The sequence below is a fragment of the Pseudomonas sp. MDT1-17 genome, assembly GCF_054898105.1.
In genome coordinates this window covers 1111136-1137174 of record NZ_JBUBVM010000001.1, presented here as the reverse complement: position 1 = coordinate 1137174, position 26039 = coordinate 1111136, and the positions used below count along the sequence as shown (strand labels likewise).

Annotated in this window: 24 protein-coding genes and 1 pseudogene; 17 read left to right on the top strand and 8 right to left on the bottom strand. The window is 60.0% G+C overall.

What is annotated here, in order from left to right:
• Positions 1-364: 364 nt before the first annotated feature.
• From ACYZTX_RS04880 to ACYZTX_RS04870, 3 genes are read left to right on the top strand one after another with little or no spacing between them, the layout of a single operon-like run.
• Positions 365-1930, top strand: coding sequence for an ABC transporter ATP-binding protein (locus ACYZTX_RS04880; protein WP_462033192.1), 1566 nt, complete (start codon positions 365-367; stop codon positions 1928-1930).
• 11 nt (positions 1931-1941) lie between these two features.
• Complete coding sequence (locus ACYZTX_RS04875) at positions 1942-3048, top strand: ABC transporter permease (protein WP_462033191.1); 1107 nt, start codon at positions 1942-1944, stop codon at positions 3046-3048.
• Positions 3048-3974, top strand: coding sequence for an ABC transporter permease (locus tag ACYZTX_RS04870; RefSeq protein ID WP_462033190.1), 927 nt, complete (start codon positions 3048-3050; stop codon positions 3972-3974). The genes ACYZTX_RS04875 and ACYZTX_RS04870 overlap by 1 nt, the downstream gene beginning before the upstream one ends.
• Positions 3975-4040: 66 nt before the next feature.
• Here the strand turns inward: ACYZTX_RS04870 and ACYZTX_RS04865 are convergent, their stop codons facing one another.
• A complete protein-coding gene (locus ACYZTX_RS04865) occupies positions 4041-4481 on the bottom strand; it encodes a hypothetical protein (protein WP_462033189.1) in 441 nt (146 codons plus the stop codon).
• Positions 4482-4563: 82 nt separating this feature from the next.
• Here ACYZTX_RS04865 and ACYZTX_RS04860 point away from each other — a divergent pair, with 82 nt between their 5' ends.
• The 3 genes from ACYZTX_RS04860 to ACYZTX_RS04850 all read left to right on the top strand — a co-directional run bounded on the left by ACYZTX_RS04860 (position 4564) and on the right by ACYZTX_RS04850 (position 7239).
• Positions 4564-4914, top strand: coding sequence for a MerR family transcriptional regulator (locus ACYZTX_RS04860; protein WP_462036987.1), 351 nt, complete (start codon positions 4564-4566; stop codon positions 4912-4914).
• Positions 4915-4938: 24 nt separating this feature from the next.
• Positions 4939-5625 carry an SDR family oxidoreductase gene (locus tag ACYZTX_RS04855; protein WP_462033188.1) on the top strand — a complete coding sequence of 229 codons (687 nt, stop codon included), beginning with the start codon at positions 4939-4941 and terminating at the stop codon, positions 5623-5625.
• Between the two features lie 255 nt (positions 5626-5880).
• Positions 5881-7239: an 8-oxoguanine deaminase gene (locus ACYZTX_RS04850; RefSeq protein ID WP_462033187.1), complete on the top strand. Its 1359-nt coding sequence runs from the start codon at positions 5881-5883 to the stop codon at positions 7237-7239.
• A gap of 12 nt (positions 7240-7251) precedes the next feature.
• Here ACYZTX_RS04850 and ACYZTX_RS04845 read toward each other — a convergent pair whose 3' ends face one another.
• Positions 7252-8340 (bottom strand): calcium:cation antiporter, encoded by a 1089-nt coding sequence (locus ACYZTX_RS04845; protein WP_462033186.1) that lies wholly within the window; start codon positions 8338-8340, stop codon positions 7252-7254.
• Between the two features lie 308 nt (positions 8341-8648).
• Between ACYZTX_RS04845 and ACYZTX_RS04840 the strand changes: the two genes are divergently transcribed.
• The 3 genes from ACYZTX_RS04840 (at position 8649) to ACYZTX_RS04830 (ending at position 11879) form a co-directional block, all read left to right on the top strand.
• Positions 8649-9731 (top strand): BMP family ABC transporter substrate-binding protein, encoded by a 1083-nt coding sequence (locus ACYZTX_RS04840; RefSeq protein WP_462033185.1) that lies wholly within the window; start codon positions 8649-8651, stop codon positions 9729-9731.
• A gap of 146 nt (positions 9732-9877) precedes the next feature.
• Positions 9878-10843, top strand: coding sequence for a 2-oxoglutarate and iron-dependent oxygenase domain-containing protein (locus ACYZTX_RS04835; protein WP_462033184.1), 966 nt, complete (start codon positions 9878-9880; stop codon positions 10841-10843).
• An 82-nt stretch (positions 10844-10925) separates the two neighbouring features.
• Positions 10926-11879: an adenosine deaminase gene (locus ACYZTX_RS04830; protein WP_462033183.1), complete on the top strand. Its 954-nt coding sequence runs from the start codon at positions 10926-10928 to the stop codon at positions 11877-11879.
• 153 nt (positions 11880-12032) lie between these two features.
• Here ACYZTX_RS04830 and ACYZTX_RS04825 read toward each other — a convergent pair whose 3' ends face one another.
• Together ACYZTX_RS04825 and ACYZTX_RS04820 are read right to left on the bottom strand one after the other, a co-directional pair.
• Positions 12033-12767 carry an ArsR/SmtB family transcription factor gene (locus tag ACYZTX_RS04825; protein WP_462033182.1) on the bottom strand — a complete coding sequence of 245 codons (735 nt, stop codon included), beginning with the start codon at positions 12765-12767 and terminating at the stop codon, positions 12033-12035.
• A 317-nt stretch (positions 12768-13084) separates the two neighbouring features.
• Positions 13085-14014, bottom strand: coding sequence for a LysR family transcriptional regulator (locus tag ACYZTX_RS04820; RefSeq protein ID WP_462033181.1), 930 nt, complete (start codon positions 14012-14014; stop codon positions 13085-13087).
• A 118-nt stretch (positions 14015-14132) separates the two neighbouring features.
• On the opposite strand from ACYZTX_RS04820, the gene ACYZTX_RS04815 reads away from it, so the two are divergent.
• The 3 genes from ACYZTX_RS04815 (at position 14133) to ACYZTX_RS04805 (ending at position 15778) form a co-directional block, all read left to right on the top strand.
• A complete protein-coding gene (locus ACYZTX_RS04815) occupies positions 14133-14426 on the top strand; it encodes a putative quinol monooxygenase (RefSeq protein WP_462033180.1) in 294 nt (97 codons plus the stop codon).
• 34 nt (positions 14427-14460) lie between these two features.
• Complete coding sequence (locus ACYZTX_RS04810) at positions 14461-15474, top strand: zinc-binding alcohol dehydrogenase family protein (RefSeq protein WP_462033179.1); 1014 nt, start codon at positions 14461-14463, stop codon at positions 15472-15474.
• Positions 15475-15610: 136 nt separating this feature from the next.
• Positions 15611-15778 carry a hypothetical protein gene (locus ACYZTX_RS04805; RefSeq protein WP_462033178.1) on the top strand — a complete coding sequence of 56 codons (168 nt, stop codon included), beginning with the start codon at positions 15611-15613 and terminating at the stop codon, positions 15776-15778.
• 7 nt (positions 15779-15785) lie between these two features.
• Here ACYZTX_RS04805 and ACYZTX_RS04800 read toward each other — a convergent pair whose 3' ends face one another.
• Together ACYZTX_RS04800 and ACYZTX_RS04795 are read right to left on the bottom strand one after the other, a co-directional pair.
• On the bottom strand, positions 15786-16982 hold the full coding sequence (locus tag ACYZTX_RS04800) for a multidrug effflux MFS transporter (RefSeq protein ID WP_462033177.1): 1197 nt from the start codon (positions 16980-16982) through the stop codon (positions 15786-15788).
• 94 nt (positions 16983-17076) lie between these two features.
• Positions 17077-17274 carry a heavy-metal-associated domain-containing protein gene (locus tag ACYZTX_RS04795; RefSeq protein ID WP_462033176.1) on the bottom strand — a complete coding sequence of 66 codons (198 nt, stop codon included), beginning with the start codon at positions 17272-17274 and terminating at the stop codon, positions 17077-17079.
• Between the two features lie 147 nt (positions 17275-17421).
• Here ACYZTX_RS04795 and ACYZTX_RS04790 point away from each other — a divergent pair, with 147 nt between their 5' ends.
• From ACYZTX_RS04790 to cueR, 3 genes are all read left to right on the top strand, one after another.
• Positions 17422-17805 (top strand): hypothetical protein, encoded by a 384-nt coding sequence (locus tag ACYZTX_RS04790; RefSeq protein WP_462033175.1) that lies wholly within the window; start codon positions 17422-17424, stop codon positions 17803-17805.
• A 94-nt stretch (positions 17806-17899) separates the two neighbouring features.
• On the top strand, positions 17900-20293 hold the full coding sequence (locus tag ACYZTX_RS04785; protein ID WP_462033174.1) for a heavy metal translocating P-type ATPase: 2394 nt from the start codon (positions 17900-17902) through the stop codon (positions 20291-20293).
• Positions 20290-20703, top strand: coding sequence for a Cu(I)-responsive transcriptional regulator (gene cueR, locus ACYZTX_RS04780; RefSeq protein ID WP_462033173.1), 414 nt, complete (start codon positions 20290-20292; stop codon positions 20701-20703). Before ACYZTX_RS04785 ends, cueR begins: the two co-directional genes overlap by 4 nt.
• Here the strand turns inward: cueR and ACYZTX_RS04775 are convergent.
• Positions 20657-21871, bottom strand: coding sequence for an MFS transporter (locus ACYZTX_RS04775; protein WP_462033172.1), 1215 nt, complete (start codon positions 21869-21871; stop codon positions 20657-20659). The two genes, cueR and ACYZTX_RS04775, sit on opposite strands and share 47 nt — an antisense overlap.
• A gap of 1153 nt (positions 21872-23024) precedes the next feature.
• Between ACYZTX_RS04775 and ACYZTX_RS04770 the strand changes: the two genes are divergently transcribed.
• Entirely contained in the window at positions 23025-24866 is a 1842-nt protein-coding gene (locus tag ACYZTX_RS04770; RefSeq protein ID WP_462033171.1) for a Mu transposase C-terminal domain-containing protein, read from the top strand.
• Positions 24863-25597, top strand: a complete 735-nt coding sequence (locus ACYZTX_RS04765) for an AAA family ATPase (protein ID WP_462033170.1) — start codon at positions 24863-24865, stop codon at positions 25595-25597. Before ACYZTX_RS04770 ends, ACYZTX_RS04765 begins: the two co-directional genes overlap by 4 nt.
• 188 nt (positions 25598-25785) lie before the next feature.
• Here the strand turns inward: ACYZTX_RS04765 and ACYZTX_RS04760 are convergent.
• Positions 25786-25958 (bottom strand): annotated as a pseudogene (locus ACYZTX_RS04760) (transposase); the annotation flags it as partial.
• Between the last annotated feature and the right edge of the window lie 81 nt (positions 25959-26039).

The following is a 26039-nucleotide window of genomic DNA, read 5'->3' as shown; positions in this document are numbered from 1 at the left end:
CCACGTAAAAACAATCAGTTAGCTCGGTTTATCACCTTTAGAAGAAAGCCACACAGTGCTTATGCCCGAGCTTCGGGCTTGCGCACAAATACTGTGGAGCAATCTGTGGATAACCCGTTCATGACTATCGCGGCCCCATGTCCGGCATGGCTTGCCGTCAGCTGCTCGTTTTTTGACCAAACACCCTGAGCAAAACCGGAGCCTGATCAACGGCTTTGCTCTCAAGTGGTGCCTGGCTCGGGATCGACATAGGGCGAGGCGCCGCCTTCAAAGCCTTCACCTGTAACGCTTTTGAACTTTCCTGACTCAATGGCCAGGAAATTGCTTTGCCCACAGGTATCACTTCAATCGACCCGAGCCTGTCATGCCTAACCCCGTGCCGACCCCCGATCAAACACCTCGTCTGCAATTGCGCAGAATCAGCAAGCGCTACCCCGGTTGCCTGGCCAACGATGCCATCGACCTGAGCATCGCGCCCGGCGAGATCCATGCCCTGCTCGGCGAAAACGGCGCGGGCAAAAGTACGCTGATGAAGATCATCTACGGCGTCACCCCTGCAGATTCCGGCGAGATGATCTGGCAAGGACAACGCGTGACCATGCGTAACGCGGCTCAGGCTCGTGGGCTGGGAATCGGCATGGTGTTCCAGCATTTCTCGCTGTTCGAAACGCTTAGTGTGGCGCAGAACATTGCACTGGCCATGGGCGCGGCGGCCGGCACGCCGAAACAGCTTGAGCCAAAAATTCGGGAAGTCTCCCAACGCTACGGCATGGCGCTGGAGCCGGAACGACTTGTCCACAGCCTGTCGATCGGCGAACGGCAACGGGTGGAAATCGTTCGTTGCCTGATGCAGGACATCCGTCTGCTGATACTCGACGAGCCGACCTCGGTACTGACCCCGCAGGAGGCTGACGAATTGTTCGTCACCCTGCGCCGACTGGCGGCCGAGGGCTGCAGCATTCTGTTTATCAGCCACAAACTCGGTGAGGTTCGTGCGTTGTGCCACAGCGCCACGGTGTTGCGCGGCGGTCGGGTGGCCGGGCATTGCGTGCCGGCTGAGTGTTCCGATCAGCAACTGGCGCGATTGATGGTCGGTGAAGCGGCCGACCTGATTGCCGATTATCCGAAGGTGATCGGCGGTGATGCCTTCTTGAGTGTGAGCGGATTGTACTGGCACAACCCCGACCCGTTTGGCTGTTCGCTGAAGGACATCGACCTCGAAGTACGCGGCGGCGAAATCGTCGGCATCGCCGGGGTGGCCGGCAATGGTCAGGATGAGTTGCTTGCGTTGCTCAGCGGCGAAGAACGCCTCCACTGCAATGACGGCAAAAGGATCAGTTTCGGCGGACAGCCTGTCGCACATTTACGACCGGATGCACGGCGCAAACTCGGTCTGGCCTTCGTCCCGACGGAACGTCTGGGTCACGGCGCGGTGCCGGAACTCAGCTTGGCCGACAACGCTCTGCTCACCGCCTTTCAACAAGGGTTGGTCAGCCGCGGACTGATCCAGCGCGGCAAAGTCGAGGCGCTGGCCGAAGAGATCATCCGTCGTTTCGGGGTGAAGACGCCCGATACCCAAACGGCGGCCCGCAGCCTGTCTGGCGGCAACCTGCAGAAATTCATCCTCGGCCGCGAAATCCTTCAGCAACCCAAACTGCTGGTGGCCGCGCACCCGACCTGGGGCGTGGACGTCGGCGCCGCCGCGACCATTCACCGAGCGCTGATTGCCTTGCGCGACGCCGGCGCGGCGATCCTGGTGATCTCCGAAGACCTCGACGAACTGTTCCAGATCAGCGATCGCCTCGGCGCCTTGTGCAGCGGTCGACTGTCGGCACTCAAGGCCACCGTCGACACCCGCCTGATCGATGTCGGCAGCTGGATGGCCGGCCAATTCGATGCCCCTCAATCACCTGCACCCGCAACGGTTTAACGGAGTTTCACATGCTGCTTTCTCTCGAACCCCGTGGCCAGCAATCGCGCCTGATGTTGTGGTGCTCGCCGTTGCTGGCGGGTGCCCTGACGTTGGGCTGTGGCTCGCTGCTGTTTATCGCGCTGGGTCATGACCCGTTGCTGACCTTGCACACGTTGCTCATCGCACCGATCAGCGACCTGTATGGCGTCTCCGAACTGCTGGTCAAAGCGCTGCCGATTTTGCTTTGCGCGTTGGGGCTGGCCGTGGCGTATCAAGCGCGGATCTGGAACATTGGCGCCGAAGGTCAGTTGCTGCTCGGCGCACTGGCCGGCAGTGCACTGGCCGTGAACATCATCGGCCTGCAAAGTCGCTGGGCGCTGGTGCTGATTCTGATCACCGGCACCCTCGCCGGCGCCGCGTGGGCCGGGCTGACGGCATGGCTGCGCACGCGTTTCAATGCCAATGAAATCCTCACCAGCATCATGCTCAATTACATCGCCCTGAACCTGCTGCTGTTCTGCGTGCATGGGCCGTTGAAGGATCCCGCCGGATTCAATTTTCCCGAATCGGCAATGTTCGGCGATGCCAGCCGTTTACCGTTATTGATGGAGGACGGTCGGGTGCATGCCGGGGTGTATTTCGCCCTGCTCGCGCTGGTCGCGGTGTGGGTGCTGCTGCAGAAAAGCTTTATCGGGTTCCAGATCAAAGTGCTCGGGCTGGACCAGCGCGCGGCGGGGTTCGTTGGCTTTCGCGAGAAGCGGCTGGTCTGGCTGGCGTTGTTGATCAGCGGAGGGTTGGCCGGGCTGGCCGGGGTGTGTGAAGTCACCGGGCCGATTGGCCAATTGGTGCCACAGGTGTCGCCGGGTTATGGCTATGCGGCAATCACCGTGGCATTTCTCGGGCGGTTGAATCCCATCGGCATTCTGTTTTCCAGCCTGCTGATGGCGCTGCTGTACATCGGCGGCGAGAGCGCGCAGATGAGCATGAATCTGCCCCAGGCCATCACCCAATTGTTCCAGGGAATGATGCTGTTTTTTCTGCTGGCCAGTGACGTACTGATTCTCTACCGGCCGCGTTTGAACCTGCGCTGGACCCGTCGTGCACAAGCCACCGCCGTACAAGCAGGAGCGCTGTGATGGATATCGATCTGCTGAGCAATATTTTCTACGCCATGGTCCGTTGCGGCACGCCGCTGCTGTTGGTGGCGCTGGGTGAATTGATCTGTGAGAAGAGCGGCGTTCTGAACCTGGGCCAGGAAGGCATGATGCTGTTTGGTGCGGTGATCGGTTTTATCGTCGCGCTGAACAGCGGCAACCTGTGGCTCGGCGTGTTGCTGGCGATGCTTGCCGGGATGCTGTTGTCGTCTCTGTTTGCGCTGGTGGCGCTGGTGTTCAACGCCAATCAGGTGGCCACCGGGTTGGCGCTGACGATTTTCGGTGTGGGCCTGTCGACGTTTGTCGGTGCGGCGTGGGTCGGTAAACCGCTGGCGGGTTTTGAACCGGTGGCGATTCCTTACCTGAGTGAGATTCCGATGATCGGGCGGATGCTGTTTGCGCAGGATTTGCTGGTGTATGTGTCGTTCGCGCTGTTTGCGCTGGTGGCCTGGGTGATTTTGAAAAGCCGCGTCGGGCTGATCATTCAGGCCGTCGGGGAAAACCCGGATGCCGCCAGTGCGATGGGCTTGCCGGTGTTGGGCGTGCGCACGTTGGCGGTGCTGTTTGGCGGGGCGATGGCTGGATTGGCCGGGGCGTATTTGTCGCTGGCCTACACGCCGATGTGGGCGGAGAACATGAGCGCCGGGCGTGGCTGGATTGCCTTGGCACTGGTGGTGTTTGCCAGTTGGCGGGTGTGGCGATTGCTGCTGGGGGCGTATCTGTTCGGACTCGCCAGCATCCTGCACCTGGTGGCACAGGGGTTGGGGCTGGCGATACCGTCGAGTCTGCTGGCGATGCTGCCGTATGTCGCGACCATTGTGGTGTTGGTGCTGCTGTCCCGGGATGCGTTGCGTACGCGGTTGTATGCGCCGATGTCGTTGGGGCAACCGTGGCAGGCCGGGCATTAGTGGCTGTCTGCACCGGCCTCTTCCCGAGCAGGCTCGGTCCCACAATGGATCGGTTTGAACCCTGGATTATTGGTTTACACAGTTACCCTGTGGGAGCGAGCCTGCTCGCGAAGGCTGCCGCACTGGCAACGCCTGAACAACGCCCCACGCCAACTCAAAGAACAGGAAAACCATCAACAACGAACTGGCGCCATGGAGCAAGGCATACAGCTGCCAAGCGGCGAACAGAAACCTGCCGACTGCGTCATACCGACCATAAACCTGCTGCGGATCCCGAATCCGCAGCACCGCCCAAACACACACAATCGACCCCAGCAGATTCGCCATCAACATGTGCATCGGCTCAAACGCCGGCAGCTCGCCAGGCAAATTGAACGCCTGACTCACACTCGCCAACACCCCATGCAACGCCGCAAAACTCCACGGCGTGGCAAACGCCGCCGTCACGATCAAGTCATACCAGGCGCTACCGCGCACCAACCGGCGATATTGCGTTGAAGTCCACATCCGTCTTGCTCCAGAAAATCAGGGAGCAACAAGGCTAAAGCCTGGAGTATGCTCCAGGGTCAAGCCCTCTCGAGACGTCATGATGCGCATCGGTGAATTAGCCCAGGCCAGCGCCGTCAGCCGCGACACACTGCGCTTTTACGAGCAGCGCGGACTGATCGCGGCGCAACGCAGCGCCAACGGTTACCGCGACTATCCGGCGGACATGGTGCAATTGGTGCTGTACATCAAGACCGCCCAGCGGTTGGGATTTACGCTTGGCGAGATCGGCAACAGCGTCGCCGCGATAGGGCCGTCGACCGATCCGGACAGCGCCGTCACACAATTGCTGCAAGACAAACTCAAACTGATCGAAACCCGAATTGACGAACTCGGCGCGCTGCGTCACGAGTTGCAACAACGGCTCGGGCAACGTTGTCCATTGAATCCCTGACCTCATTTATCAAGGAAGCCACTCATGTCCACGGCAAAAACCGCACTCATCATCGGCGCCTCCCGAGGCTTGGGCCTGGGCCTGGTGAAAACCCTGCTGGCCGACGGCTGGCAAGTCACCGCCACCGTGCGCAACCCGCAGAACGCCGAAGCCTTGCAGGCTTTGGGCAAGGTGCGGATAGAAAAACTCGACATGGACGATCAGCAGGCAGTTATCGCCCTGAGCCAGCAGCTCAAGGACGAAGTGTTTGACCTGCTGTTTGTGAATGCCGGGGTCAAGGGGCCCGACGTTCAAACACCGGGTGGCGCGACCCTGGCCGAAGTTGGCCAGTTGTTCTTCACCAATGCCGTGGCACCGATCAACCTGGCCCAGCGCTTCGTCGGGCAGATCCGCCCGGACAGCGGCGTGCTGGCGTTCATGAGTTCGGTGCTGGGCAGCGTGACCATGCCGGATGCGCCGGAGCTGGCGCTGTACAAGGCGAGTAAAGCGGCGCTGAACTCCATGACCAACAGCTTCGTCACTCAGTTGGGCGAGCAGAAACTCACTGTGCTGTCGTTGCATCCGGGTTGGGTGAAGACCGACATGGGCGGTGAAGGTGCTGACATTGATGTGGACACCAGCACGCGTGGGTTGGTCGATCAAGTAAACGCGTATACCGGCAAGGGCGGGCATCATTTTGTGAATTACAGGGGTGAAACCATTCCCTGGTAAACACCACCGCCCTCCTGTGGGAGCGGGCTTGCTCGCGAAGGGGCCGTGACAGTCAATATCAATGTCGACTGACACACCGCTTTCGCGAGCAAGCCCGCTCCCACAGGGTTTCGCGTCGTCTGGTCGGGACGGGCTTGCCCACAGCTCACTTTTGTTCGAAACTCCGCACCTCGTCCACGCGACGACCCTGGATCAGCAGACAGGGCAACACTGAGCTGGCAACCCTGAACCCAACTTTCAGAGGAGCCGGCCAACATGCCTGCGACCCGTACCTGGTTAAAAAATCCCCTCGCTATCTTCACTGCCAATGGCCTCGATGCACGTGGCGGCCTGGTGCTGCAAGACGGTTTGATCGTCGAAGTGCTCGGCGCTGGCCAGCAACCTTCAGCGCCCTGTGGACACGTATTCGATGCCCGCGAGCATGTGATCCTGCCGGGACTGATCAACACCCATCACCACTTCTATCAAACCCTGACCCGCGCCTGGGCGCCGGTGGTCAATCAGCCGTTGTTCCCGTGGCTCAAAACCCTCTACCCGGTCTGGGCACGCCTCACGCCTGAAAAACTCGCCCTCGCCAGCAAAGTCGCGTTGGCCGAGTTGCTGCTGTCCGGCTGCACCACCGCGGCCGATCACCATTACCTGTTTCCGCAAGGCCTGGAAAATGCCATCGACGTGCAAGTCGAGAGCGTTCGCGAACTGGGCATGCGCGCCATGCTGACTCGCGGTTCCATGAGCCTTGGCGAAAAGGACGGCGGACTGCCCCCGCAACAGACCGTGCAACAAGGTGAAGTGATCCTCGACGACAGTCAGCGCTTGATCGCCGAGTACCACGAACGTGGCGACGGCGCGCAAATCCAGATCGCCCTGGCGCCCTGCTCGCCGTTTTCGGTGACGCCAGAAATCATGTCCGCCAGCGCCGAACTGGCGAACAAGCTCGACGTGCGCCTGCACACCCATCTGGCCGAAACCCTCGACGAAGAAGACTTCTGCCTGCAACGTTTCGGGCTACGCACCGTGGATTACCTGGACAGCGTCGGCTGGCTCGGCCCGCGCACCTGGCTCGCTCATGGCATCCACTTCAACCCGGATGAAATCGCCCGCCTCGGCGCCGCCGGCACCGGGATTTGCCATTGCCCGAGTTCGAACATGCGCCTGGCTTCCGGTATTTGCCCGACCTTGGACCTGACGGCTGCGGGTGCGCTACTGGGCTTGGGCGTGGACGGTTCGGCGTCCAACGACGCGTCGAACATGATGCTGGAAACCCGTCAGGCGCTTTACATTCAGCGGCTGCGCTATGGCGCCGAGAAGATTACTCCGGAGTTGGTGCTGGGTTGGGCGACCAAGGGTTCGGCGCAGTTGCTGGGCCGTACCGATATCGGCGAACTGGCGGTGGGCAAGCAGGCGGATCTGGCACTGTTCAAGCTCGATGAGCTGCGCTTCTCCGGCAGCCATGATCCGGTTTCCGCGTTGCTGCTGTGCGGCGCGGATCGGGCAGATCGGGTGATGGTCGGTGGCAAGTGGCGGGTGATTGATGGGCAGGTTGAAGGGCTGGATTTGAAGGGGTTGATTGCCGATCACAGCCAGGCGGCTCGGCAGCTGATCGCCGGTACCTGACACAACGATCGGTCACAACCCAAGCAGCGACAACATGATGAATGTCGCAAACAGCACAAAGTGGGTCATGCCTTCGATGGCGTTGGTTTCGCCATCGTTAAGGTTGATTGCGCTGACGATCAGGGTGAGGAAGATCATCACGGTCTGCACCGGGGTCATCGCCATCTGAAACGGCTGGCCGGTGTAGAGCGCCATCGCTTCCATCACCGGCACGGTCAGGATCACCGTCGACAGTGAAGCGCCCATGGCGATGTTGACCACCGACTGCATGCGGTTGGCCAGTGCGGCCCGCAACGCCGTCAGAATTTCCGGCGCCGCCGAGATTGCCGCGACCAGGATCGCCGTGATCACCGGCGGTGCGCCCGTGCCTTCCAGACCCAGGTCGAGGGTCTTGGACATCACTTCGGCCAATGCGCCGATCACCACCACACCAAACACCAATGTCCCAATACTCAGCCCCAGATTGATGGGCTCAGGTTCTTCCTCCGGGACTTTCTTGCGACGTTTTTCCGGGTAGCTGTAGCTGAAGAAATAACTGTGCGGCCCCACCTGCATGCGCAGGAACAGGGCGTAGAGCACAATCATCGCGCCGATGGTAAACGCCGAATAAATTTTCCAGTTGGCCTCGGGAATAAACTCTGGCACCACCATGGATACACCCATGGCGGTGAGAATCATCACGCTGTAGCTGCGCGCCGAGTCGTCGTTATAGGACTGTTCGCCGTACTTGATCCCGCCCATCAATGCGGCCAGGCCGAGGATGCCGTTGATGTCGAGCATCACCGCCGAATAAATCGTGTCGCGCACCAGGGTCGGTGAGGCCTCGTTGCTCATCATGATCGCCAGAATCACCACTTCCACCAGCACCGCGGCCAGCGTCAGGATCATCGTGCCGTAGGGGTCGCCAACTTTTTCCGCGAGCAGTTCGGCGTGATGGGCGACGCGCATGGAGGCCGCGACGATAAAGGCGATCAGCACCAGGCCGGCGGTCAACGCAATGGGCTGGCCGCTGTGCAGCATCCAGTGTTCCATCGGGAAAGCGATGAATGCTGCGATCAGGGCAAGCAACAAAAACTTTTCTTGCTTGAGGAGTGTGAGCATTGCGGGCCTTTTTTGCCGAGTGAAGCGAAACCAGTGTGATGAGCTACTGACTGCGAGGCGGCGCTAACGTTTCGTTACACCTTAGCGCACCAGTGGATGGCGGCTGGTTTGGCACGTGCACTTTTATTGGCCTTGCGGGCCTCTTCGCGAGCAGGCTCGCTCCCACATTGATCTCCGTGCGCCGCATATCCCTGTGGGAGCGAGCCTGCTCGCGAAGGCCGTTACGCGGTTTCGGTTTTTTTATTGTCCTGTTGGTCAGCAATTTGCATTGACCTTGCCAACCTCAAAACAAAATGGAGTTGGAATTCATGCACAAACGTCCGTTGAAGAAGCTTCTGTGCGCCGTCGTCGCTGCCATCGGTCTGAGCGCCAGCCTGACCGCCAGTGCCGCCGACCCGCTGAAAGTCGGCTTCGTCTATATCGGCCCGATCGGCGATCACGGCTGGACGTATCAGCATGAACAGGGGCGCAAGGCGCTGGCCGAAAAATTCGGCGACCGGATCACCACTAACTATGTGGAGAACGTCGCCGAAGGTGCCGACGCCGAGCGGGTGATCCGCAACATGGCCAAGGACAACTACGACCTGATCTTCACCACATCCTTCGGCTACATGAACCCGACCCTGAAAGTCGCCAAACAATTTCCCAAGGTGACCTTCGAACACGCCACCGGCTACAAGCAGGACAAGAACCTCGGCACCTACCTGGCGCGCACGTATGAAGGTCGCTACGTCGGCGGTTTCCTCGCAGCGAAGATGACCAGGACCAGGAAGATCGGTTACGTCGCCTCCTTCCCGATCCCGGAAGTGATCCGCGACATCAACGCCATTCAACTGGCTCTGAACAAGTACAACCCGGGCACCGAGATCAAGGTGATGTGGGTCAACTCCTGGTTCGATCCGGGCAAAGAGGCTGATGCCGCCAACGCGTTGATCGATCAGGGCGTGGACGTGGTGTTCCAGCACACCGACAGTCCGGCAAAGATCCAGGCCGCCGAGCGTCGCGGTGTGTATGCCGTGGGCTACGCTTCGGACATGGCGCACTTCGGGCCGAAAGCGGTGCTGACGTCCATCGTCAACGACTGGGGCCCGCACTACATTCAGGCGACCCAAAGCGTGCTCGACCACACGTGGAAGTCGCAGGATTACTGGGGTGGTTTGAAGGAAGGCACGGTTGAGTTGCCGATCAGCGATCTGGTACCGGCGGCGGTGAAGACCGAAGCCGAGCAGATCATTGCTGACATCAAGAGCGGCGCATTCCACCCGTTCACCGGGCCGATCAAGGATCAGGCAGGCACAGAGAAAATTGCGGCGGGCACGACGGCCAGCAACGCGCAGCTGGCATCGATGAACTACTACGTCGAAGGCATGAAGGCCGACATTCCGAAGTAATCCTTCACACCAACACACAGTACCTGTGGGAGCGAGCCTGCTCGCGTGAAGGCGTCGTGTCAGTAGACATCAATGTTGTATGACACACCGCATTCGCGAGCAGGCTCGCTCCCACATTGGATTTTCAGCGTTTTTAAGGACTGCGCATGAACAGCCTTCCCATCATCAACATCGCCCCGCTCTACAGCGACGATCAAACCGCCTGGCAATCCATCGCCACGCAAATCGACCGCGCCTGCCGCGAGTGGGGCTTTTTCTATATCAAGGGCCACCCTATCAGCCAGTCGCGCATCGACGCCGTGCTCGACAGCGCCCAACGTTTCTTTGCGCTGCCTGCCGCCGAAAAACTCAAGATCGACATCACCCAGACCCGCCACCACCGCGGTTACGGCGCCATCGCCACTGAACAACTCGATCCGAGCAAACCCAGCGACCTGAAAGAAACCTTCGACATGGGTCTGCACCTGCCGGCCGATCACCCAGAGGTACTGGCGGCAAAACCGTTGCGCGGCCCCAACCGTCATCCGTCGATGCCCGGCTGGGAATCGCTGATGGAACAGCACTACGTCGACATGCAGGCCTTGGCACAAACCCTGTTACGGGCGATGACCCTGGCGCTGGGAATCGAGCGCGACTTTTTCGACACCCGCTTCGTTGAGCCGGTCAGTGTGCTGCGGATGATTCATTACCCACCGCGCCACACCGCCAGCTGCGAAGAGCAACAAGGCGCCGGCGCCCACACCGATTACGGCTGCATCACCCTGCTGTATCAGGATGCTGCGGGCGGCCTGCAAGTGCGAAACGTAACAGGCGAGTGGATCGACGCGCCGCCCATCGACGGCACGTTCGTGGTCAACCTTGGCGACATGATGGCGCGCTGGAGCAACGACCGTTATCTGTCGACGCCGCACCGGGTGATCAGCCCGCTGGGCGCGGACCGTTACTCGATGCCGTTCTTTGCCGAGCCGCACCCCGACACGGCCATCGAATGCCTGCCCGGCTGTCAGGATGAACGGCACCCGGCAAAGTATCCGGCCACCACCTGCGCTGAATTCCTGCTCTCGCGCTTCGCCGACACCTATGCCTATCGACGGGAACAGGACGCGGTGTGATGAACCGGCTGGTCAGGTTTTACTAATTGTTTCCACGAGCATCTGTAGAATGCACGCCATCTGCACCTGATGAGAAAAGACTATGTACGACTGGCTGAACGCCCTGCCCAAAGCAGAACTGCACCTGCACCTTGAGGGTTCGCTGGAGCCTGAGCTGCTGTTCGCCTTGGCCGAACGCAACAAGATCGCCCTGCCGTGGAGCGACGTCGAAACCCTGCGCAAGGCGTACGCCTTCAACAACCTGCAAGAGTTTCTCGACCTGTATTACCGGGGTGCCGACGTGTTGCGCACCTCTCAGGACTTCTACGACCTGACCTGGGCCTACCTGTTGCGCTGCAAGGCGCAGAACGTGATTCACACCGAACCGTTTTTCGACCCGCAGACCCACACCGACCGTGGCGTGCCATTCGAAGTGGTGCTCAATGGCATCGCCGCTGCACTGAAAGATGGCGAGCAGCAACTGGGCATCACCAGCGGTTTGATCCTGAGCTTCCTGCGCCATTTGAGCGAAGAAGAAGCCGAGAAAACCCTCGACCAGGCGCTGCCGTTCCGTGATGCGTTTGTCGCTGTCGGTCTGGACAGCTCGGAAATGGGTCATCCGCCGAGCAAGTTCCTGCGCGTGTTCGATCGCGCTCGGCACGAAGGCTTCCTGACCGTCGCCCACGCCGGTGAAGAAGGCCCGCCCGAGTACATCTGGGAAGCCCTCGACCTGCTGAAAATCCAGCGCATCGACCATGGCGTGCGCGCCATCGAAGACGAGCGATTGATGCAGCGGATCATCGACGAGCAAATTCCGTTGACCGTGTGCCCGCTGTCGAACACCAAACTCTGCGTCTTCGATCACATGTCACAGCACAACATTCTCGACATGCTGGAACGTGGTGTGAAAGTGACCGTGAACTCGGATGACCCCGCGTACTTCGGCGGTTATGTCACCGAGAACTTCCACGCGTTGTACACCGATTTGGGCATGACCCAGGATCAGGCCAAGCGTTTGGCGCAGAACAGCCTGGATGCGCGGTTGATCAAACCTTAAGCATCAGCGCAAAACCCTGTGGGAGCGGGCTTGCCCGCGATGGCGGTCTGTCAGCCAACGTGATGTTGAAGCTAATGGCCTTATCGCGGGCAAGCCCGCTCCCACAGGTCTGGTGTTCAGCCAACGGCTACCGGTTTAGTCCATCAAAAGGCTCTAGAGCGCCATTTCCAGCTCGGTCTCCTTGGCGAACCGATGGATTTCACGCTGCCCCGCGGCGGTGATCTGCAAGGCTCGCGAATCGTTGGGCAGGCTCAACCAACCGGACTGCATGAACAATTGCAGCAACGCCGCACCCAGTGATCCGCCCATGTGTGGGCGTCTTTCGCTCCAGTCCGGACAAGCGCAAGCGACTCTGCTGTTGCGATGGGCCAGCGCCTGGATGAACACACCACGCGTCGCCAATTGCGTGGCGCCCTTGTGAGTGATCATGACCCGCTGATCGAGCTGTTCAATCCAGCCCGAATCCAGCAGACGCTGATAAAGATCGGCGGCAAGGGTGCCGCCCAGATGGTCGTCGCAAAGCCTGGCACGCAATAACGACGAAGGCGCCACCGGAGGTTTGGCGAGGGGGGCCGTGCGCTTGAAAACGTCCGGGATTTCCCGTGGCTTGCTGGCCAGGGTGGCGCTGGCCAGTGCCTCTATCGCGGCCCCCACTTCGGGCGCAGCAAGACGGTAGAACCGCTTGCGTCCGCGAATTTCAACTTTCAACAGACCTCCGGCGGACAAACGCCCCAGATGTGCACTGGCCGAAGACGGTGACAGGCTGGCCAACAAGGCCAGCTCTTCGGTTTGCCGCGCCGAGCCGTCCATCAAGGCCCACATCATTGCGCTGCGCTTTGGGTCAGCCAGCAACGTGGCGATCTGACTGATGCAAGGTGCATGTTCCATGTATTCACTCCCTGTTGAATCGTTTCGTCTACTGCTCAGAGACATCTTGACCAGTAATGTGTCGTCGGCCAAGGCGTGGAAACCGCCATAACCCGGGCAAAGCCAGCCAATCGCACAGGCCATTGCTTCGCAGGTTTCGCAAAGCCGCGGCGATTGACCATGGGGCCGGGCTGACTCGGATGTGGACTCGCCATTGCGAGATCGACGGTGCGTACATGAGGCGAGCGCTAGTATAGGCGGGTTAACCGCCGGTTCCTGCCCTTGGGAAACCATTGGTGGTGATAGTTCCTGAGTGAAATTTCGCTATTTGCCTGCGACTAATGATCAGCGCCCGGTAACGTCGGAAATTGACTACTTAACCGGGTGCATCGACTGGCGAGCATTTCCCGCAAAAGGTTCACCGGCTTACTCAATTGTGCGCGATGGGCGCACAGCAAATTCAGCGGTGCGCGCTCACAAAGCAGTTCCGGCATGAGCACTTTCAATCGACCGGCCAGCACATCGGCGGCGACATCGAGCCAGGATTTATAGGCGATCCCGGCACCCGCCACGGCCCACAGCCGCACGACATCGGCATCATCGCTGAAACGATCACCGCTGACGGTCAGGCTGACCTCACGTTTGCCGTCATGAAAACTCCAATGATCGTGGACCCGGCTGCCGAGCATGAACAGCAGGCAATTGTGCTGAGCCAGCTGCTCCAGTTGCCGTGGCTCGCCATGGCGGGCCAGGTAACTCGGGGCGGCACAGAGGACGCGGCGGTTCTGCGGGGCGATGGGCAGCGCCACCAGGCTTGAGTCTTCCGGCTCGCCGTAACGCAGGGCAATGTCCACCGGTTGGCGGAACAGGTCGGCGATACGATCGCCCAGCAGCAAACGCACGGTGAGTTTGGGATGCTCACGCTGAAACTCGTCCAGCCATGGCAGCAGCAGATTACGGCCAAAGTCCGAAGGCGCCGACAGCTGCAAAATCCCGCTGACCTGGTCCTGACCGCTGGCCAGCAAACGGCGCCCCTCATCGAGATTGCTCAAGGCCGCCCGAGCGTATACGAGAAATCCCTCGCCTTCAGCGGTCAGCCGCAGGCTGCGGGTAGAACGGGCGAGCAACCGGGCGCCGAGCTGCTGTTCGATGCGCTTCAACGCCGCACTGGCCACCGCGGCCGACATGTCCATCCCGCGCGCCGCCGCTGACAGACTGCCCAGGTCCGCCGCCCGGACAAATAACTGCAAGTCATCGAAACGCAGCATTATTAGCCTCTATTATCAAAAAAATATTGAAAGAGACTGCTCTTTTAGCGGGTTTTATCTTGTAGAGAAATAGCCAATCATCCGTCCCATCGAATTCATCCCGTTCCCGGAGCCGAACATGTCCCAGCCTTTTACCGCTATCGCCACCCTCATCGCCAACGCCGGCCAGCAGGACGCCCTCGAACAGCACCTGCGTGCGCTGCTGGAACCGACCCGCGCCGAGGCTGGTTGCGGTCAATACGACTTGCACCAGGACCTCGCCAACCCTCACGCCTTCTACATGATCGAACACTGGAGCAGTGACGAAGCCCTGCAAGCCCATGACGCCAGCGCGCATATCCAGAACTTCCGCGCCAAGGCCGGCGACTTTCTCGAACACTTCGACCTCAAGCGCCTGCGTCCCATCGTCTGATTACAGCCTTCCCTATTACTGTTCAGGAGCCCCAATGAAAGCCATTGCCTACTACGCCTCCTTGCCAATCAGCGACTCAAACGCTCTGCAAGACATCGAACTGCCGGAACCGGTCGCCGGCCCGCGCGACCTGTTGGTGGAAGTCAAAGCCATCTCGGTCAACCCGGTGGACACCAAGGTCCGCCAGAACGTCCAGCCTGAAGGTGGCGCGGCGAAAGTGCTGGGCTGGGACGTGGCCGGTGTGGTCAAGGCCGTCGGCAGTGAAGTGACGCTGTTCAAGGCTGGCGACAAAGTCTTCTATGCCGGCTCCATCGCCCGCGCTGGCGGCAACAGCGAACTGCACGTGGTAGACGAGCGGATCGTCGGCCATATGCCGAAAACCCTCGGTTTCGCCGAAGCCGCCGCGCTGCCGCTGACCGCTATCACCGCGTGGGAATTGCTCTTCGAGCGTCTGCAAGTGCGTGAAGGCAAAACCGATGAAGGCCAGAGTTTGCTGATCGTCGGTGCGGCCGGCGGTGTGGGGTCGATCCTCACGCAATTGGCCAGCCAGCTTACCGGGCTGAAAGTCATCGGCACAGCTTCCCGCCCGCAGACCCAGAGCTGGGTTCGTGAGCTGGGTGCCGACCTGGTGATCGATCACAGCCAGCCCTTGAGCGAAGAACTCAAACGCGCCGGCCTCGATCAGGTCACCCACGTTGCCAGCCTGACCCAGACCGATCAGCACCTGGATCAATTGGTCGAGGCGCTGGCGCCGCAAGGCAAACTGGCACTGATCGATGATCCGAAGGCGTTGGACGTGACCAAGCTCAAGCGCAAGAGCCTGTCGTTGCACTGGGAGTTCATGTACACCCGCTCGCTGTTCGACACTGCAGACATGATCGAGCAGCACAAACTGCTCAACCGCGTTGCGCAGCTGATCGACGCCGGGACGCTGAAAACCACGGTCGGCGAGCACTTCGGGCGCATCAATGCGGCGAACCTGCGTCGTGCCCATGAACTGCTGGAAAGCGGTAAGTCCAAGGGCAAGATTGTGCTTGAAGGGTTCTAAGACGCGGTGACACAGGGGTCGTCCAGAAATGGACGGCACCGTCAGTCAGAGAGTTGACCGTTGTCATAATTGCGATCGTATTCGGGTCTACAATCGTGGCGTCCGCAATGCAATCTTTTACATAAGGAGGTCAGCAATGAAGATCCTGATAAAAGAAGTGGCTAAATCCCAGTGGCAAGTCCGCCTGGACCAACACGCGGTGACGTTCCGTAGCGAAGCCGAAGCCCGCGCGTTCACCCGCACCCTTGAAGCGCGCCTGCATGCTCCTCATCAGTTTCCCGACCAGCAGCGCGCTGCTGGCTGAGCCCTCCTCAGACCTGGGCTTGCGCCAATGCCCGGGCATTTTGCAAACGTCGGGTGAGCATCGCCACGCTCACCACCAGAATTCCGCACAGGCTGATGACCATAGCCATCGGCATGGCGCTGCCATCGTGTAACACACCCACCAGCGCTGCTGCCCCGGCGGCGACGCTGAATTGCAGGCAACCGAGCATCGCCGACGCACTGCCGGCGCGAGCGCCCTGTCCGTTCATGGCGCAGGCCGAGGCGTTGGGGAGGATGCAACCAAGGCTGGCGATACAGATAAACAACGGAATCAGCAACGGCCATAGCTGCACGGTGTGCAACGAACTGACGGCCAGCAGCGCCAGGCCCGCGCCGACGTAGACCCACACAGTTCGCACCAACAGAAACGCCGGGCCACGCTTGGCCAGCAATCGCGCATTCACCTGCGCTACCAGAATGAAACCCGCCGCATTGGTACCGAACAGCCAGCCGAAATGCTCGGCCGGTACGCCATACAGCTTGATGAAGACGAACGGTGAACCGGCGATGTAGGCAAACATCCCGGCGATGGCGATGCCACCGGTCAAGGCGTGACCAAGGAACAACGGATCCGACAACAGTCGACCGTACTGACGCAACGCGCCGGACAACGGTTGACGCGGCACATGGGCCGGCAGACTTTCCGGCAACCCGAGCGCCACGGCCAACCCTGCCAGCGCACTGAAACCGCTCAACACGAGAAAGATCGACTGCCAGCCCGTGGTGTTGACCAACAGCCCGCCCAGCATTGGCGCAAGAATCGGCGCCAGGCCCATAACCAGCATCAGCTGCGAAAAGACCTTCGCCGAACCCACCGCATCGCATTTATCGCTGACCACCGCGCGGGCGATCACCATCCCCGCGCACCCACCCAGCGCCTGAATGAAACGTGCGCCAATCAGCCATTCGAGATTCGGCGCATAGGCACACGCCAGAGAGGCTGCGGTGAACAGGCCGACGCCGGTCAGCAAGGGAATGCGTCGCCCGAAGCGATCCGCCACCGGGCCGTAAGCCAGCTGACCGATGGACAAGCCCAGGAAATACGCCGCCAGGGTCAGCTGAACGTGTTTTTCATCGGTGCCGAAGGCGAGCGCCATCGCCGGGAAGGCCGGCAGATAGAAATCGATCGCCAGCGGACCGAAAGCGCTCAAGGCGCCAAGAATCAATATGGAACGGAAATTCATCAGGCATCCAGTTGGACAGGGGTCGGCAGCCCCACAGTCTAGACGCGCATGGTCGCCTTGAACATTCCGTTAGGTCGCTAACTATTAAAAAGCTTCAGGCGACTTTCGCCTCGTAGCCTTCTTCACTGATCACCGCGATCACTTGATCCGATGTCAATGCACTCTCGACGCCGACTTCTTTCGCAGCCAGATCGATACGCACGCTGGCCGCAGGATCCTTGGCTTGCAGCGCCTGAGTGATGGCTTTGACGCAGTGACCGCAAGACATGCCTTGAACGTTGAACACTTGCATGGGATGACTCCTTGAGTGAGGTTGCGTGCAGTCTCGAGCTTGTCACCATGGCAAGGTCAAGTTCTGAAGTGAACTGCCGGGCTGGCAATCGGCGTCGCGCTCGGCCAAGCTGCGTCCATCAATGACTCGACATCAGGAGATTCAGCCATGCGCTGGTCAGTTCTCAGCCTGTTTGGCTTTCTCAGCCTTTTCGCCGTTGCGCCTTCGGTCAATGCAGCCGGGGAGGATTACGGCGTGCTGATCATTTCCCGTGAGCGCCTGGAAGTCTCGACCTCCTGCGAGATTGGCGTGTATATCCAGGATCAGTTGTCGGCGCGGTTATTCCAGGAACAAAGCACCTCGTTCAACCTGCCACCGGGCAATGTGTCCCTGCGCCTGAAGCTGCTGCCGGGCCAGGCACCGGGTTGCAACCCAGGCATGCTCGCTCCCGGTTCGCAGAACATCACGCTCAAGGCCGGTGACGTGCTGAAGTTCCGGATTGCGATGACGCAGGAAGGGATGTACCTGAAACCCACAGCCCTCGATTACTGACGCAAATCCAATGTGGTGAATTGTTGATTGGCGCTTGACCTTGCCCACATGGCAAGGTTGATCCTGTAGGCATCTTCTACAGGGAGCGTGACCGATGTCCGAATTCACCACTTTCGATCTGCCGATTGCCGGCATGACCTGCGCCAGTTGCGCCGGGCGTGTCGAGCGCGCCTTGAGCAAAGTCATCGGCGCCTCTGCCGTCAGCGTCAACCTGGCCACCGAACAGGCTCGGGTTCAAGCACCCAGCGACAGCCTGCCGGCGTTGATGGATGCGGTGCAGCAGGCCGGTTACAGCGTGCCGCAGCAGAGCCTGGAATTGAGCATTGACGGCATGACCTGCGCCTCCTGCGTCGGCCGGGTCGAACGGGCGCTGGCCAAGGTGCCGGGAGTCAAGAACGTCAGCGTCAATCTGGCCAACGAACGCGCCCACCTTGAGCTGCTCGGTCAGATCGATGCGCAAACCTTGATCGCTGCCGTGACCAAGGCTGGCTACAGCGCCAGTGTCTGGGAAGTTGAACACCCGCAAACCGACCATCAGCAACAGCGCCTGCACCGCGAACGCTGGGCCTTGATCATGGCGATCGCCCTCGCCTCGCCGTTGGTGCTACCGATGTTGCTGCAACCGTTCGGCGTGCACTGGATGCTCCCGGCCTGGGTGCAATTCGCGTTGGCCACGCCAGTGCAATTCATCTTCGGTGCACGGTTTTATGTGGCCGCCTGGAAAGCTGTGCGCGCCGGTGCCGGCAACATGGATTTGCTGGTCGCGTTGGGCACCAGCGCCGGTTATGGCTTGAGTCTCTATGAGTGGGCCACCGCCGCCGGGCGCATGCCGCACCTGTATTTCGAAGCCTCGGCGGTGGTGATTGCCTTGGTGCTGTTGGGCAAGTACCTGGAAAGCCGCGCCAAACGCCAGACTGCCAGTGCGATTCGCGCCCTCGAAGCCTTGCGCCCGGAACGGGCGATTCAGGTGGTCGATGGTCGCGAGCAGGACGTCGCCATCAGCGCCTTGCGCCTCAATGATCTGGTGATGGTCAAACCCGGTGAACGCTTCCCGGTGGACGGCGAAGTGGTCGAAGGCCAGAGCCACGCCGACGAAGCGCTGATCAGCGGCGAAAGCCTGCCGGTGCCCAAACAACCCGGCGACAGGGTCACTGGCGGCGCGATCAATGGCGAAGGCCGATTGCTCGTTCGCACCCTGGCCTTGGGCGCGGAAACCGTGCTGGCGCGCATCATTCGTTTGGTCGAAGACGCTCAGGCGGCAAAAGCGCCGATCCAGAAACTGGTGGATAAAGTCAGTCAGGTGTTTGTCCCTACGGTTCTGCTGATTGCGTTGGCCACCTTGATCGGTTGGTGGTTGTACGGCGCACCGATGGAAACGGCGCTGATCAATGCCGTGGCGGTATTGGTAATCGCATGCCCATGCGCCCTGGGGTTGGCCACGCCAACGGCCATCATGGCCGGCACCGGTGTGGCGGCGCGCTACGGGATTCTGATCAAGGACGCCGAAGCGCTGGAGCGCGCGCATGAAGTCAGTGCAGTGGTCTTCGACAAGACTGGCACGCTGACGTCGGGGACTCCGCGCATCGCTCATTTGAGCGCAATCAACAATGACGAAGCGGCGTTGCTGCAAATGGCCGGCGCCCTGCAACGCGGCAGTGAACATCCGTTGGCCAAGGCGGTTCTGGACGCTTGCGCCGAACGCGGTTTGACGGTGGCCGATGTCACTGGCAGCCAGTCCCTGACCGGCCGTGGCATCGCGGGCACGCTCGACGGTCGCCGATTGGCGCTGGGTAATCGTCGTCTCCTGGAAGAGAGCGGCTTGAGCGCAGGTGAATGGGCTGACTCCGCCACCGCTTGGGAAACCGAAGGCCGAACCCTGTCCTGGCTGATCGAGCAAAGCCCCGAACTTCGGGTGCTGGGCCTCTTCGCTTTCGGTGACACGCTCAAACCCGGCGCGCTGCACGCCGTACAACAACTCAGCGCACGCAACATCAGCAGCCACCTGCTGACCGGCGACAATCGCGGCAGTGCCAACGTGGTTGCCGAGGCGCTGGGCATCAAGGATGTCCACGCCGAAGTGCTACCCGCCGACAAAGCGGCCACTGTCGCCACACTTAAAAAAACCGGCGTGGTCGCGATGGTCGGCGACGGCATCAACGACGCCCCCGCCTTGGCCGCCGCCGACATCGGCATCGCCATGGGCGGTGGCACCGACGTTGCGATGCACGCGGCCGGGATCACCCTGATGCGCGGCGACCCACGGCTGGTGCCGGCGGCGCTGGAGATCAGTCGCAAGACCTACGCGAAGATTCGTCAGAACCTGTTCTGGGCCTTCGTCTATAACCTGATCGGTATTCCGCTGGCAGCGTTCGGCTTTCTCAACCCGGTGCTGGCCGGCGCGGCCATGGCGTTATCGAGCGTCAGCGTGGTGAGCAATGCGTTACTGTTGAAAACCTGGAAACCCAAGGATCTGGAGGACACTCAATGAACATCGGCCAAGCGGCCCGCCAGAGCGGCTTGAGCGCGAAGATGATTCGTTATTACGAATCCATCGGCTTGCTCAAGGCCGCCCATCGTACCGACAGCGGTTACCGGGTCTACGGCGACGACGACCTGCATACCCTGGCGTTCATCAAGCGTTCCCGGGACCTGGGGTTCTCACTGGAAGAAGTCGGCAAGCTGCTGACCCTCTGGCAGGACCGCCAAAGAGCCAGCGCCGATGTGAAGGCCCTGGCCCGTCAGCACATCGAAGAGCTGGACCAGAAAATCCTCGAACTCGGCCAACTGCGCGACACCCTGCAGGACCTGGTCGAACACTGCCACGGTGATCACCGTCCCGACTGCCCGATTCTCAAGAACCTGGAGTCGGGCTGTTGCGCCCAACCCGTTCGCCCCTGATTGCCAGCCGCTTCACCACCAACAAAGTGCTGAGGGGAATCCCGTGGAACAACAGCACCACGGCACCCGGCGTCCACCACGAATAGAACGGCGCGGCAATCAGCATGCCAACGCCGAACCCGGTCATTTGCAACAGGGTCAGGAAGCTGAAGATCGGCAGGCGCAGGCTGTCCGGTTCACGCTGCAGGCGCGACATCAGGCCGACTTCAGAGAAGCCGTCACCGAGGCCCGCCGGCAGCGAGAACAGCAGCAGCCCGTAAAGGGTCTGCTGCTGAAACATCAGGATGAAGCCACAAGACATCAGCAACACACCCAAGAAAAAACGTCGTTCCAGGTTCACGTTGTCCGAGCCTTTCAGCCGACTGGCGATGCGCGCACCGATGAGTTTTCCGCTGGCCCAGACCGCCAGCATCAGGCCCAGCGTGGTGCTGGCCGACTCGGGCGTCAGCAGTTTGGAAATGATCGGAAAACCCACGTTGTGCGCGGCACTGCCAAGGGTGTCGGCCATGGTTACCGCGAGCATCGCCGCCACCACCGGTGTACTGCGCAGGCCCTGGAGCAGGGCCGACCATTCACCCCGTTCGTGGGAGGGCTTGGCGTTGGGCCCTGGTTTTGAAAAGCGCAGCGGCAAGATGAACAACGCGGCTAGCAGATAAGTGACGACGTTCAATGCAAACACCGTTTCAAAGCCGAATGCCGCCACTAAAAGCCCCGACACCAGACTTCCACCGACCATTGCGGCCGACGACGTCGAGGTGATCCAGGCGTTGGTCTTGAGCAGGTGTTCGTTTTCAATCAAGTGTGGCAACTGGCTGTTGAGGCCGATGGCGAACATCGAGTTACCGAATCCCAGACCGAACGCAATTAACGGTAAAAGCAGTACGTGCTGGGCGACCGGCAACACCAGCAGCAGGCCCAGCAGCCCGGCGCGCAACAGGTCGAAGGCAATCAGCGGCGTGCGCCCGCCCCAGCGGCGATAGAAAGCGGTGCCGATCAGGCTGGCGAAAATCCCTCCACCCACACGGCTGGCGAGGAAGATACCGACACTCATGGCGCTGTTGCTGAGCAGGTAGACGTAGGTGGCCAGGGCGACCATGTTGAGGAAGGCACCGAAGTCCGAGATCAGACGAGCGGTGATGATGAGTTGGGCGTTGCGGGTGGAATTCACAATCAATCCTTGAATGTGGAGGCGTTTCGAGGCTCGCTGTATGTGGGAGCGAGCCTGCTCGCGAAAGCGGACTGTCAGGCGACATCGATGTTGAAGGTGATGGCCTCTTCGCGAGCAGGCTCGCTCCCACAATTGATTTCCAGTGTTTGGAAATTTCGTGGTCTGGTATACACAAAAAAACCCGGCCGAAGCCGGGTTTTAGGTGGGTTTTATTTATTCCCAGAATCCCGGTGGTATATAAATCCGAATGACGGGCATTAAGTGGGACTGGCCGAAACTATCCGGAACTAAGCGGGATGAAAATTCAGAAGACGGCTAATTCTTTCACCCCCGAGCACCGCTAAAGCGATGCACGGGGGGGGGAGGACATGAAAGCCGAATCGATTCACAAGTAACCCCTTCGAATGCGACTGCAATCCCGACTGGATTGGCCAACTGCTGAGTTGAGCGCAGTGAAGAGACGCTCGCTTTTGTTTCACATGACCGCCGAACTTGCCCTGTGCCAAATGCTGCGCTAAAGTGGCGCTGTCGCTGCAAATTCAGCGACTTGGGATTGGCGTCTCGGAATCTAGGCAGATACAACCGCCGCTCATAAGCGGTTTTTTTGTATCCGCATCATGGCAAGTCGTTTATGGACGGGCCGTGCGGGGGCATCTTCGGATGCGCCGGACCTAGACCGGTACGCCAACCCTGCACGGTTCCGTCCACCCTAATTGGCGTTGGGGTTGCGGAAAACTGGATTTCTAGGAGTTTCCCCATGTCCACCCAATCGGTCGCACCTCCCCATGATTTGGCTACGTCACCGCTGTGGCTAGACGTTTCAGCGTTTGCCTCGCTGGCAAATCTTTCAGTTTCACAAGCCCGTCAAGCCTTATCCCAATCTGCGCTCGGTCAACCTTGGCGCGGTTCGGCCTTGCAGGTGCGCGTGCTGGCGGGCAGTACCGGCTCATCACGCTGCTATCAAGTCCAAACCAGCAGCTTACCCGCAGACCTGTACAGCGCATGGTTTCACCAATCCATTCCCCCGATGGCGCCCGCTACGCCATTTTCTAATGTTCTTTCTCTAAGCACTGCGCCACACCCCCTAGATCGTCAGGCAGTCAAACACCGTGACCTGGCACTGTGGAAATGGAACCTGATTCAGCCCGCCCTGATGTACCCCAAGCATTCCCATGCCCGCGGTGAGGCGTTGCGCCTGCTGGCCAATACCTTCCACACGCGCCCCGATGGCCGGCGTACCAGTCTAAGCCTCGACACCTTGTATACCTGGGTCGCCAGCTATGAAGACCAAGGCTTAGTATCGCTCATGCGCCGTCCCCGGCGTGACGTCGGCCGCACGATGGTCGGCATCACTCGCCAGTGGGACAGCCTCTGCCCGCTTGCGGTTGAGGCCCAGGCCGTGGTGGCGACGCAGTTGGCTGAACAAGTTCGTTCATTGTGGGCGGCAGGAGCGCCGGGTTATCGCACGGTGGCTGAATTGGGCAGCGCCATCTTGTATGACCTGTCTTTGGCGGCGGGCTGGTCCGAGGTATCTTTCTCGGCCTGCCAACTGAGCCGCAGTTATGTGGAGCGCTACCGACGTTATGCGTTGGTGGCTATGCACGACAAAGATGCGCGGTTGTTCTTTGACACCATGCTGCCGCGGATACAGCGTCACCGTGAGGGCTTAAAGCCAATGGACATCATCGTCGGCGATGTCCATCCGATTGATATCATGTTGACCCGTGATGACGGTACAGCGGTTATGCCGCGGGCGATTGCCTGGATGGATGTCGCCACCCAGCGTGTCCACGTCACCTTGATCCAACTGGAAAAAGGTGAAGGGGTCAAGCAAGTGCATATTGCCCAGTCCTTTGCCGCCATGTGTAGCGCTTGGGGTTTACCCCGTCAGTTGTATCTGGATAACGGTTCTGAATACGGCTGGCAGGGCATGATGGAAGGCTTTGCCCAACTCAGTCGCCTGACCGGTGTAACACTCGACGCCCGACTGAACGAACCGCTTCGAGCATCCAGCGCGGTTGTTCGCGCACGTCCGTACAACGCCCCCGCCAAACCCATTGAAGGCCTCTTTGGTCTGCTGGAGCAGCAGGTATTGTCGATGTTGCCAGGCTGGATTGGGGGCAACCGAATGCGCCAAAAAACGCACAACGTGGGCCGTGCGCCCCATCCCTATCCGGGTGACTGGGCAGCCTTTCACGATTCGTTTGATCGGGCCTTGGCGTATTACCACGCTCGCGCTCAACCGCGCAGCCGTACTTTGCAAGGACAGAGCCCTAACGATGCCCTGCGCGCCGCGATGGCTAACGGCTGGAACGGCGCACCACAGGTGGATGCTCTGGCCCTGCGGGTAGCGTTTTCGTGTGAGGACACGCGGCTGATCCAAGGGGGCGGTTACGTCAACTGGAATGGTAAAACCTACTTTGACGAGGCCTTGATTGCCCACAACGGCGAACGCCTGCGAATTCGTTTCGCCAAATGGGATGACGCTTACCTCTTTGTGTTTGACCCAAACAACCATCTGATCTGTGCCGCCAGAGAAGCCAAACGTTTTGAATTTTTCGCCAGAGAGGGGGCGCAGACCCAAGCCGAACGCGCCAAGGTGATGAAGCGCCATATTCATGATCTGCGCTCGGATACGGTGTGCCTGAATCTGGAAGCGGCCATGCAACGGCGCACTGAACTGGCGCCACCGGCCCCGGTGATGCCACACGGCGCCCTGATTGAGCTCACCCCGACGGTCAAAAGCATGCTGCACGCCGTCAAACACTACGAAGCGCAACAACACCAGCAAGACCGCCAATCGCACGAAGACCAACTCAGCACCCACAGTCGCCAGCGCAGTACCCGCCAATGGTCCACTACGCCCAACCCGCTGCTCGAAGCCTTGGCGCTTTTACCTGCGGACACTGACCCCGATGTCGATATCGACACGTGCGGCGCTTCACCTATTGAAAAAACCAAAACAACTGCGTTGGATCTGGACGGCGCCCAATGAGCAAGGTAATCGAAACACAAGATGTGCAAGAGGCATTCGCACTGGCGCAAACCCTGTTGAGCGCTGACAGCAACAGAGTTGGCAAAATCGATGGCAAACCCGGCACCGGCAAAAGCACCATCGCCCATTACTTGGTTGATCGACTGAACGCGGTGCGGGTGTGTGCCTATCAAGGCATGTCCACCAAGTCCTTGATGCTGGACTTATGTGTCGCGCTTGGGTTAGAGGTGACCACGGGGACGGCTGCCGGTTTGATTGCGCGTGCACGACCACTGGTTAAAAACCGTTTGGTCATTGTGGATGAGGCCAACCATTTGAAGTGGCCGCAACTGGAAGGCTTGCGTTTTCTGGCCGATGAGGCCGGCATGGCGTTATTGCTGATGGGCACAGATATCATGAATCGGCAGTTTCGCACGCCGCAGACGGGGGTCTATTTGGCGCAACTGGCCTCACGCATCGGTGCAAAAACCTTGCACCTGACACGCATGCGCCGAATTGAAGAGGGGCAGGCCTATGTTCTGCAGCCGCTATTTGGCAAAGTCGAACGCTCCACCGCCAAGCGGTTCATCCAAATCAGTCAAGGTTACTGGCGTGACAGCATTGAGCTGGCGCGTGCTTGTCAGCGCTTGATGGAAAGCAACGGGCTGACGCAACTGACCACGGACATCATCGACACCGCAGCAGTTTGGATGACACAAGCCCGTCGAGAGGATAACTCCAGCGCCAATTAACCAAGATAGCTAAGGTCGTGAAGGATTCTGCGTTTGGCAGGCACCTTGGTACCGGTATTGTGTGTCGATCCGCCAATGGATCCCTTAAAAGGAAGCGAATCATGCAAAGCGAAGTCGCAGTCATCGGCCTTGGCGCGATGGGTTTGGCCCTGGCGCATGTTTTATTGCGCGCGGCTAAGCAAGTGACTGACCGTCGACAAACTGCCTTCCTGGTAAAGCTTGCGCCACAGGAACAACTGGTTGGCATTGATGCCGTTACGCCGAGCCACCAGCGAAACGTTTAGCCTTGGCTCAAGGCTCTCGCGAACCAGGCCAGTTTTTGCTCTGGGCTCCAGCGGCGACGCCGCTCCAGGAAAGACAGTGCATCAACTTAATCCTCGCGCCCACGCCTCTACCCGCTCATAACACCATGAGCAAAATTCGCAGTGTGCCTCATCGTCAT

Bases quoted from the DNA above. Each gene is read 5' to 3' on its own strand.
- ACYZTX_RS04825 (WP_462033182.1), bottom strand. From the start codon at position 12,767: ATGGAACATGCACCTTGCATCAGTCAGATCGCCACGTTGCTGGCTGAC.
- ACYZTX_RS04850 (WP_462033187.1), top strand. From the start codon at position 5,881: ATGCCTGCGACCCGTACCTGGTTAAAAAATCCCCTCGCTATCTTCACT.
- ACYZTX_RS04810 (WP_462033179.1), top strand. From the start codon at position 14,461: ATGAAAGCCATTGCCTACTACGCCTCCTTGCCAATCAGCGACTCAAAC.
- ACYZTX_RS04865 (WP_462033189.1), bottom strand. From the start codon at position 4,481: ATGTGGACTTCAACGCAATATCGCCGGTTGGTGCGCGGTAGCGCCTGG.
- ACYZTX_RS04840 (WP_462033185.1), top strand. From the start codon at position 8,649: ATGCACAAACGTCCGTTGAAGAAGCTTCTGTGCGCCGTCGTCGCTGCC.
- ACYZTX_RS04795 (WP_462033176.1), bottom strand. From the start codon at position 17,274: ATGCAAGTGTTCAACGTTCAAGGCATGTCTTGCGGTCACTGCGTCAAA.
- ACYZTX_RS04830 (WP_462033183.1), top strand. From the start codon at position 10,926: ATGTACGACTGGCTGAACGCCCTGCCCAAAGCAGAACTGCACCTGCAC.
- ACYZTX_RS04765 (WP_462033170.1), top strand. From the start codon at position 24,863: ATGAGCAAGGTAATCGAAACACAAGATGTGCAAGAGGCATTCGCACTG.
- ACYZTX_RS04845 (WP_462033186.1), bottom strand. From the start codon at position 8,340: ATGCTCACACTCCTCAAGCAAGAAAAGTTTTTGTTGCTTGCCCTGATC.
- ACYZTX_RS04815 (WP_462033180.1), top strand. From the start codon at position 14,133: ATGTCCCAGCCTTTTACCGCTATCGCCACCCTCATCGCCAACGCCGGC.
- ACYZTX_RS04860 (WP_462036987.1), top strand. From the start codon at position 4,564: ATGCGCATCGGTGAATTAGCCCAGGCCAGCGCCGTCAGCCGCGACACA.
- ACYZTX_RS04855 (WP_462033188.1), top strand. From the start codon at position 4,939: ATGTCCACGGCAAAAACCGCACTCATCATCGGCGCCTCCCGAGGCTTG.
- ACYZTX_RS04785 (WP_462033174.1), top strand. From the start codon at position 17,900: ATGTCCGAATTCACCACTTTCGATCTGCCGATTGCCGGCATGACCTGC.
- ACYZTX_RS04870 (WP_462033190.1), top strand. From the start codon at position 3,048: ATGGATATCGATCTGCTGAGCAATATTTTCTACGCCATGGTCCGTTGC.
- ACYZTX_RS04805 (WP_462033178.1), top strand. From the start codon at position 15,611: ATGAAGATCCTGATAAAAGAAGTGGCTAAATCCCAGTGGCAAGTCCGC.
- ACYZTX_RS04800 (WP_462033177.1), bottom strand. From the start codon at position 16,982: ATGAATTTCCGTTCCATATTGATTCTTGGCGCCTTGAGCGCTTTCGGT.
- ACYZTX_RS04770 (WP_462033171.1), top strand. From the start codon at position 23,025: ATGTACCCCAAGCATTCCCATGCCCGCGGTGAGGCGTTGCGCCTGCTG.
- ACYZTX_RS04790 (WP_462033175.1), top strand. From the start codon at position 17,422: ATGCGCTGGTCAGTTCTCAGCCTGTTTGGCTTTCTCAGCCTTTTCGCC.
- cueR (WP_462033173.1), top strand. From the start codon at position 20,290: ATGAACATCGGCCAAGCGGCCCGCCAGAGCGGCTTGAGCGCGAAGATG.
- ACYZTX_RS04875 (WP_462033191.1), top strand. From the start codon at position 1,942: ATGCTGCTTTCTCTCGAACCCCGTGGCCAGCAATCGCGCCTGATGTTG.
- ACYZTX_RS04820 (WP_462033181.1), bottom strand. From the start codon at position 14,014: ATGCTGCGTTTCGATGACTTGCAGTTATTTGTCCGGGCGGCGGACCTG.
- ACYZTX_RS04835 (WP_462033184.1), top strand. From the start codon at position 9,878: ATGAACAGCCTTCCCATCATCAACATCGCCCCGCTCTACAGCGACGAT.
- ACYZTX_RS04880 (WP_462033192.1), top strand. From the start codon at position 365: ATGCCTAACCCCGTGCCGACCCCCGATCAAACACCTCGTCTGCAATTG.